Source organism: Verrucomicrobiia bacterium (assembly GCA_035946615.1).
Classification (GTDB): domain Bacteria; phylum Verrucomicrobiota; class Verrucomicrobiia; order Limisphaerales; family UBA8199; genus DASYZB01.
Genome location: DASYZB010000100.1, coordinates 1 through 8,901, shown reverse-complemented (window position 1 = coordinate 8,901; position 8,901 = coordinate 1). Strand labels below are relative to the sequence as shown.

Annotated in this window: 5 protein-coding genes; 2 read left to right on the top strand and 3 right to left on the bottom strand. The window is 55.3% G+C overall.

Going from position 1 to position 8,901, the window contains the following annotated elements:
- Positions 1-127 (top strand): transposase (locus tag VG146_14030; GenBank protein HEV2393465.1); only part of this gene is annotated, 127 nt, incomplete at its 5' end.
- Here VG146_14030 and VG146_14025 read toward each other — a convergent pair.
- Positions 108-512 carry a hypothetical protein gene (locus tag VG146_14025; protein HEV2393464.1) on the bottom strand — a complete coding sequence of 135 codons (405 nt, stop codon included), beginning with the start codon at positions 510-512 and terminating at the stop codon, positions 108-110. The two genes, VG146_14030 and VG146_14025, sit on opposite strands and share 20 nt — an antisense overlap.
- 330 nt (positions 513-842) lie before the next feature.
- Between VG146_14025 and VG146_14020 the strand changes: the two genes are divergently transcribed.
- Positions 843-2,489 carry a response regulator gene (locus tag VG146_14020; protein ID HEV2393463.1) on the top strand — a complete coding sequence of 549 codons (1,647 nt, stop codon included), beginning with the start codon at positions 843-845 and terminating at the stop codon, positions 2,487-2,489.
- A 28-nt stretch (positions 2,490-2,517) separates the two neighbouring features.
- Here VG146_14020 and VG146_14015 read toward each other — a convergent pair whose 3' ends face one another.
- Both VG146_14015 and VG146_14010 read right to left on the bottom strand, forming a co-directional pair.
- Complete coding sequence (locus VG146_14015; protein HEV2393462.1) at positions 2,518-5,922, bottom strand: protein kinase; 3,405 nt, start codon at positions 5,920-5,922, stop codon at positions 2,518-2,520.
- Positions 5,923-6,373: 451 nt separating this feature from the next.
- Positions 6,374-8,668 (bottom strand): glycosyltransferase family 9 protein, encoded by a 2,295-nt coding sequence (locus tag VG146_14010; GenBank protein HEV2393461.1) that lies wholly within the window; start codon positions 8,666-8,668, stop codon positions 6,374-6,376.
- Positions 8,669-8,901 lie beyond the last annotated feature (233 nt).

Sequence of the window (8,901 nt, the reverse complement as noted above, 5' to 3'; positions counted from 1 at the left end):
CGTAACCGAGGGGCTGAACTCGAAAATCCAGAGTCTCAAGTCCGCTGCCCGAGGCTTTCGCAACTTTCACAACTACCGGATTCGTATCCTGTTCTTCTGCGGAAAGCTCAATCTCTACCCACTATGATCCCCGTAGAAACTGGTCCCAAGGCGATTGCTTTCGAGGTCTGGAGCCTGTTCCCGGAGGGATCGACCAGCATCTCGATTGTCTCGTGGCTGGCGTCAATGGTCCACGCGTCGCTTCCGGGATTGGCGATGACTTTGGCGTACGGCTGGTTATGACGGTCCAGATGCACGCCGCCCTCGCCCGGGGGGAGACTGGGAACCAGGTTCACAGGCCAGAGGCCTGCCGGGACTTTGCCGTGAGACAGGTGAACGACTGTCGCCTGGATGTTCCAAAACTGAGGCAGGTCGCGCATGACCTGGATATTCAGGGCGGCAGCCACTGATTGCACCAATTCCGGGTCCAATTTGCCGGTGGTATCGATTAATCCAACTTGAATGACTGACATAAATGTCCTTTCGTTATCTATTGAGGAGTCCGTATCATCAACTCCATCGCTACCCCGGCAAGGCTTCTCCCTCCCCCCTTCCCAAGGGGAGAGGGCCGGGGAGAGGGGTCCTTTCGTGTGTAGTCCATCCCACGGTCCTCCCAGTAAAACCGTATTATGAGGTGAAACAGCCCGGCTTCCCGCAGAAACCCCTGTAAAAAGCCAGGCCGCTTCGGTTTATTATGATGCCTCATACTGCTTATACGTAACGAGGGGTCAAAATCTTTCAAAAAATCTTCAAAAATCGTGAAAGATTTTGCCGGGTGCCTCCGTATAAGAGGATGGGAATGTATGTTTTTTAGGAATGAGCCAGAAAATGGGCAGCCGGAGACCCGGGATGGACAGAAGCCCGCAGGCCGGCAGCAGCCGCAGCCGCCTGCGGGCATAAGGATATTGCTGCTCGAAGATGACGCGGCAGACGCGGAGCTGGTCGAACGGAAGCTGAAGCAGGAGGGTTTGGATTGTGTCTTGACACATGCGAAGGGACAGGATGATTTTGAGGCAGCACTGGCTCGCGGGTCCTTTGATTTAATCATATCCGACTACCGGCTGCCCGGGTTCAACGGCCTCGTCGCCCTGGAAATCGCTAAACACAAGGCGCCGGCATCCCCATTCGTTTTCGTTTCGGGCACGCTTGGCGAAGAGGCGGCAATTGAATCGCTGCAGCGTGGGGCAACCGATTACGTCCTGAAGGACCGGCTGGCTCGACTGGGGCCGGCCATCCGCCGGGCGCTCAAGGAATCTGCCGACCGAGCCGCGAAGCAAAACCTCGAGGCGCAATTCTTACGAGCCCAGCGGATGGAGACCATAGGGGCGCTGGCCGGAGGCATTGCTCATGACCTCAATAACGCCCTGGCGCCGATCCTGATGGGAATCGACCTGCTTAAAGAAGACTCCCCAGCCGAAGCCAGGGCCTTGCTGAGCACGATGCGAACCTGTGCGGAGCGGGGTGCTGAAATGGTGAAGCAGATTCTGTCATTCTCGCGAGGTGTTTCCGGGGAATCCGCTCTATTAAACGTCAAGCACCTCATTTATGAGATGGAAAAACTCGTCAAAGAGGCCTTCCCTCGCTCGATTGCGGTGCGCACCAAGATCGATCTGCCGCTTTACCCAATCAAAGGTAATGCAACCCAGCTTTACCAGTTATTATTGAACCTTTGTGTCAATGCCCGTGATGCCATGCCTCAAGGCGGGGCGCTCACCATTGAGGCGACCAACATCACCTTGGAGAACGCGGTTACCGCCTGGAAAGCGCAGCCGGTCTCGGGGCCTCACGTTTTAGTCTCCGTTTCAGACACCGGGCAGGGGATGTCCGCCGAAGTGCAGGGCCGGATATTTGAGCCGTTCTTTACAACGAAACCTGCCGGCAAAGGGAGCGGCCTGGGCCTCTCCACGGTCAAAGGAATTGTAAAGAGCCACGATGGTTTTGTTGAGGTTTGGTCCAAGGAAGGGAAAGGGAGCGCTTTCAAAATCTACCTGCCGGCGGCGGCAACAGGCGAAGTACTGCCCCCTGAACTGGCAAGGCCGGCTCTGCCAGCCGGGCGGGGAGAAACAATTCTCGTCATTGATGATGAGATCGGTGTCCTGGAGATGATCCGCGAAACCTTGGAAGCGTTTGGCTATCGTGTGCTCACTGCCAGGCACGGAGGCGAAGCCATAGCGCTTTACCACCAGTACAGAGGAGAAATCCGCGCGCTGATTTCGGACATGATGATGCCGGTTATGGACGGCCCCACAACCATCAAAACCCTCCGCAAAATCGATCCAACCCTTAAGGTTATCGGGATGACCGGCCTCGGCTCGGATGCAACCCTGGTCGAAAAGGGCAGACTGGAAGTCCAGGCTTTTGTGAAAAAGCCGTTCTCAGTCGAGGAGCTTTTAGTCACTTTGCGCCAAATGCTGGATGGGGAGATGAGGAATGGGGTGGTCACGGTTTGAGAACCGGGCCACCCCGCTCCATAGAAAGTCAATCTGCGGCTCCCAGGCGCTTGCGCGCGGCGGCCAGGTGTTCGGCCAGGGCACGGTCGCCAGGCCGAATTTTCAAAAGCTGCTCGAGGTGAAATGCTGCGGCAAACCATTGCCCTTCGTTCTCACTTTCCTGCGCTTGAAATTCGTGCCAGCGAGCGAGTTCCTCGGAAGATATTGTAAAATTGGAAGGGTATTTTGCTCGGAGTCGTTCCCAGTCCCTCTGGAGGGATTCAGGCTGTGTGGCTATCACGACGTGCGAAGGGTTGACACTATCCGCGCTAATTACTCGAGCCATGCAAACGACATCCTCCACCGGCTTTTGTTCGAGAGGCAGATTCCAAATGCACCCGCCACCCTCTCTATCAAGTGTGACTACGTGGCTGCCGTCGCTCAGAAAATGCGCGCTCCTCAAAGGCAGCAGGTGGCGCAACGGCGGCGTCAACGGGTCGCCCGTGGACGCATTCCAAATCCGTGCAGTTTGGTCCGAACTGGCAGTCACCACCCATTTGCCATGGTCGTCAAATACCGTTGTCCAGACCTGGTTCCCATGCGGGAGTGAAGGCGTAACCTGGCTTCCGGTGAGCGCATTCCAAATAATCGCCTTGTAATCCTCCCCGGATGTCGCGACGCGCGCGCCGTCCGGGCTAAAAGATGCGTAAACCACGCCATCACCATGCTTCATTTGCGCGCCCACCGGACGCCCCGTAGCAGCGTCCCAGACTTGCGCGTAGCATTTTGTAAACACGGGATCAGCACCACAGGTGATTAGGCGCTTTCCATCCAAACTAAACTCGGCGTGTTTAACTGGAAAGGGGTGCTCAAGCGGTGAAAACAACTCTTCACCTGTTGCGATATTCAAGACTCTAACCCGGCTGCCGCTCCAAGCGGCAACAGTATTGCCGGCCGGGTTAAAAGCCGCTCCCTGCGCATTGATGCGCGAAATCCTATTGCTGAAAAGAGGGGTCCCCGTCCTGGTGGACCAGGCTTGCAAAACGCCATCGGCAATACTTATGAGATACGAGCCTTCACCATTTAGAAGGAGCGACTGGGGTTTACATGCTGTGAGAATCCTTGGCCCAATTCTCTGGCCTGCTGCGGCTTCAAATATCTGGATGGCTCGACCGCCCGGCTCGTTTGGCGTCTTCGAGACAGTCAATACAAATTTGCCTCCCTGGCTTAGCTCAGCCTGTTCGAATACCGCTGGGAACTTAATCAAAGGTGAAATCGGCTGCTTCGAGAGCGCGTCGTAAACCCGAAGTTCATTATTGGAACAATCCAAATACCGGCTTCCATCCGGGCTGAATGGCTTTCGAATGGGTTGCGGTGCCACCATGGCGCCCGCGAGATCCCAAACCCGGACTGTACCATCAATACATGAGGCAACGATTCGGTGGCCGTCTGGGCCGAAGGCGGCGTGCGTTACTCGGTCGCTTTGCCGCAGGATTGGATTTGGAACCAACGGTTCGTGACCATCAGCGAGCCAGATTCTAAGGGTTCCATCCAGACTGGCCGTAAGAATCAGTCGGCCGTCCGGACCGAACTCTGCTGCCGTCACGACATCCTTGTGATTCAAATAGGGCAAAACTAGATTAGCTTTTGCCAAATCCCAGACCCGCGCCTTATGATCGTCACATGTCGTGACGAGTCGGCGTCCGTCTGGGCTAAAACTGGCGCACTCAACCCATCTGGGATGCTGGAGAGGCATCCCAATTGGATGTCCAGTCTGACTATCCCAAATCCTGGCAGTGCCGTCCCGGCTGGTTGTGGCGATTCGATGGCCATCGGGACTGAAAACTGCACAAAGCACCGAATCTATATGCCCTTCGATTTTGAGTTCGAGAGCCCCTGTGCCAGCATTCCAAACTCGTGCAATTTTGTCCAAACAAGCTGTGACTATGCGCTTTCCGTCCGGGCTAAACGTGGCGTTCAATACTTTATCGGGATGCTTCAAGCGAAGGACCCTAACGCCATCCTGCGCTCTCCAAATGCAAGCGGTGCCGTCTTCGCTCGACGTGACTACGAAATGGCCATCAGGGCTGAACGCACCTTGGCGAATCCCAGTCTCCTGGCCGAACCGAGGCGAAATCGCTTTGCCCGTTTGCGTATCGAAAATCTGGGCGCGCCCCTCGTATTCCACCATGAGAACGCTTAGCCCATTCGGCCCAAAAGCTGCAACATCAACTTCGAGCGGACGCGACCACATCCGGATAAGCATGGGACATTGCGCCAATACCGAACCCAATCTGATTCGATGAACCAGTTCCGAGTCTTGGTTGCCGTGGTCCAGACGCAGGGCTTCAGCGAAATAAGGCAGGGAATCGATCAGATCACCGGATTCCATCGAGCGATTCCCGTAGGCGACGTCGGCGCCAACTTCGCGCTGGCGTGATTCAATCGCGTCTCTATGTCTGCGGTAAACTTGGTACCCTATCGTCCCTGTGATGGATAAAACTACCAGCGATACAGCGGCGATTCGTCTGGCTTGGGTCAACCATCGCTCCAATTTCCTCAGGCGCTTGACCGACTTTCCGTTTGCCAGCACCAGCAAGTCCGCATGTATGTCCCAGCCATTTTTGTAGCGCCGCCTAAGATCGCTGTTGCACGCTCGGAGGATTACCTCGTTTAACTCCAGAAAACGTTCGCGTTCCGGGGATTTGTCCCACAGCGTCGGCAGTTCAGGGAATTCCTGGCTTTTTCCCGTCATGGCCTCGTAAAGGATCTTTCCCAAGGCATAGACATCGGCCTGCGGCAATCCAGGGCCTTCCGGTGGAATGAACCCCTCGGTGCCCACGTAGGAAAACGCATCGTTCACGTCTGCCACGAGCCCTATGTCCGCCAGCTTTGCCACTCCGTTTACGAAAATGATGTTCGAAGGTTTTACATCACGGTGCACCAGGCCGCGCTTGTGCAACTCCGCCAAGGCCTGGCTCAGCGCCAGGCCTAACTCAAGGCATTCCTGCCACGGGAGCATTCCGCGACGGCTGATATCCTTGGCCAACGTTTTGGGAGAATAGCGGTGCAGATCGATATTTTGGCCGGCCGCCAAATCATCCCCCAACTCCATGACATAATAAAAGAAACCGTTGGCCTCATCGATCCCGATGTGCAAGATGTCTATAAAGCTCTCGTGCGACCGCGAGATCGGTTCAAACCTGCGAATTCCTGACAATTCTCGTTCAAATGGCCGTTGATCCCTAAAATACCGCCGATCCACAATTTTAACCGCCCGAAACATTCTCATCGCGTTGAGCGCCAACCATACCTCGCCGTAGCTGCCCCGGCCGATACAGCGCAGGAGTTGATGATCGGGAATGGTAGGAGGAACTCGATGGAGAGGCATGCCGGGCCCGGCCACGTCTGCGCGGGCGGACTCGGGGCTGCCGTCAAAAAAGTCCTGGCCCATTTTTACGAAGAGGTTTTGAGGATTAGACAGCGAAAGCCCCTGGCTGGCAACCAGTTTTTAAAAACTTGGAGAAGTTACTGAGCAGTCCCTAACATAAACTACACCTTTGATCTGACGATGTTCCCCCTCTCCCCTTCCGAAGGGGAGAGGGCTGGGGAGCACCTCCGTTGAATTAAGAGGTGGGGCTGGGGAGAGGGGTCCCACACAAGCGCTAACTCAACTTCACGTGCCCCGCCGCTCGCTGCGGCTCTTCTGCGGGCGAGAGGTCGCCCGAGAATCCCGCAGGGATTCCGCCCTCCAGCCCAGAAGTTGCGAGCCTGCGAGCTACCCTGGGAAATTGTCCCCGAGCCGAGCCAACCTCGAAGAGGTTGCGCCCGTTCGACGCTTCCATTAATCCCACACGTACCCCTCGTCCCACTCCATGTCGCGCTTGCGAAGCAAAGCAAAACAATTATGCCTTCCAATCTGGATCAAAATCCATCGCGCGATGGATGCCCCCGCCCCAAACGCTTTTTGTGCTGATATGCTCCACCAGAGAGGGGGCATGATACAAAATTGGCCGTCCGAGCCGGCCCGCCAAACGGGAAATCTTGATGTCCTGCATGCCGGGGACCGAGTGCCAGCGCGATAGAACATACTTCACCGCTTCGTGAGAAATAAGGAAGCCCTGGCTTCCAAAAATACTCGCCGGCTCGACAATGCGGGCCCGATTTCCGAGGTCGCAAGCAATCTCGCGCACCCGCGGATTGTACAAACTCGCCAACGTGATATGACGGTCTTTCAGTGGTCGCCAGGAGTAAAGATTATGGCAAAAATATCGGTTGAAATCCAGGTCATCTTCCAGGAACAGCACATAATCTGTGCGCAGCAGGAGACCAGCTTGGAGTGCGAGAAAAGAACAGCGAGTTTGCCTTTGGGTATGGGCCTTTCCTTTGACTCTGTCGATTTCGACATGAATTGGAGTCTCTTGCCAATCCGTCCTTGCCAGGTTCTGCAGCGTCACGGTTCGTACTTGCTCCCTCTCGTTACAGGAAATCATAATGGCCGCGATTTTGACCCTGCGGGTGCTCCCGTTGCAGCGCGGCGACCCTGATTTCAATCGAGCAAGGCCGAGCCCGCCGTCCCAAACTTGCTGTAACTGGCGGATATAATCCCGGCACTCTTCCTCGAACCAGAAATCCTCGATCTGTTTATTGTGCAGGAGAAAGTCCCATTTGTCCCGGTTTCTGTGCTGGAACACGCGCCGGCCTTGAAAATCGTGCTGGCACATGGTGGCCTGAAGCTTGTGGATTGGTTTCGGCACGATGCAGTATGGCTGCTTTAATTTCCTGAAAGCCAAGTGAAAGGTTTCCTTGTCCCCGTGCACGTACCGATAATAGAAATCCGAGTTCTCATTGAACCACAGGGTCAGATACAGGGCCTGCCAGCAACGCGATTTGTCCACCAGAGTCTGACCCGTCTCAAATTCCTTCTCTTTCGGCAGGCGCAAGCCACAGCTCCTCCAAATCATCTTTGCGTTTCTGCCTTTGACCCTGTTATAGTCCGGCCAAAAAATCGCCCCGGTCTTCTTGTACTGGGGGATATCGAAGAGGTATGTCGGATCGATAACCGCAACGTTATCGGCATCCAACAGCAAAACCTCCCGAAAGCGCGAGTGCAGGAGCGCATACGGTTTGAGTTCCCATCCTCCGAGCCCGCGTGAGGGAAATTCCTTCCGGACCTCCGAAGCGTCGATGCATTCAACTTGGAGCGGCTTTAGCAGACCGATCATGCGCTCGTCGGTTTCTGCACCGCCCAGATACCAAAATTCGATCGGCAAACGACAGCCGAAATGCCTTAGCATGTTTATGCACACCCAGGCGCAGGTGAAGTACCGAACGCCTCCTCCACAAATGACGATCCCTCGGCCTGCAAAATCAGGAGGGCAGGAAGGAATGGCCTTCGTTATTCGATCACACGCCATGCCGGCGTTGTGCAAGTTTAAGGGCTGCCTATCAAAACGGTTTCTCGCGCAGGCCGCTATCCCGCCTTGGGCTGCTCTCCAGTGTTGAGGTGACAGGTAATTGCGGATGCCTCGCTTGAAATAAAGCTCTATCCGGCGAATGACCTCATCGCCCGTGATCAGGTCCATGCAGTGAGGAAGCCCATTTTGGGTATCCACACAGAGGGAACCAAAACGGTCCCGCTTGTCACCGTCTCGCAACCGGACGGTGCGGTCTCTCCAACAACCACCATCGATGCAGCAGGGCAGGGCGCCGTTCGTATGAATAAACTGATGACCGGGATAGGCTTCCCAGTGCGCCGGTTCGCGCCCACCGGCTACTACAACACAGGCTCGGTTCTTCGGGTGCCCTGGTTTTGTTTCCACGGCGGCTGCCAGATGCATCAGGCTGGTGACTGAACAGAGAATTCCCTCCGAGTGATAGACCAAACGGACCAGTTCGCGGAGGTTAGTCCGTCCTCGAAGATCAATAACCCCGTTAAGCTTCGGATGATTATGGCCCTGCTCTCCCACCTGAACAAATTGAATCCTCCCTCGAAAGTGATCGACCACACACTGATAACGGGCTGATTGCCACCATTTTATGGTTATGTCATACTTGCCGCCAGCCGCAATTATCCAGAATGGAATGTCCTTTCCTGTAAGCTCACGGACCTGCGAGTACCAAGCTTTCTCCTGGTCGGACAGATGAATATCTCCCTTGAATGCCGTTGGCTTAATGTAAAGGCGTAGGCGCTCATTCAAAAATGCAATAAATCCATGCAGACAGTGATATGGGATTTCATTACAGCGATTTATCAATGGATACGTGCACTCTATTAGCTCCGCATCGGAATCTTCATCCGGGATACTTCTGACGAAAGGATTATTCTCCCAAAGCTCGGGGCAGGAGGTTCGCACGTCCGTTGTGAACCGCCCCGGATAACATCGATGCAAATCGCGCACGGCGGCCGTAAGCATCACGATATCCCCCGGCG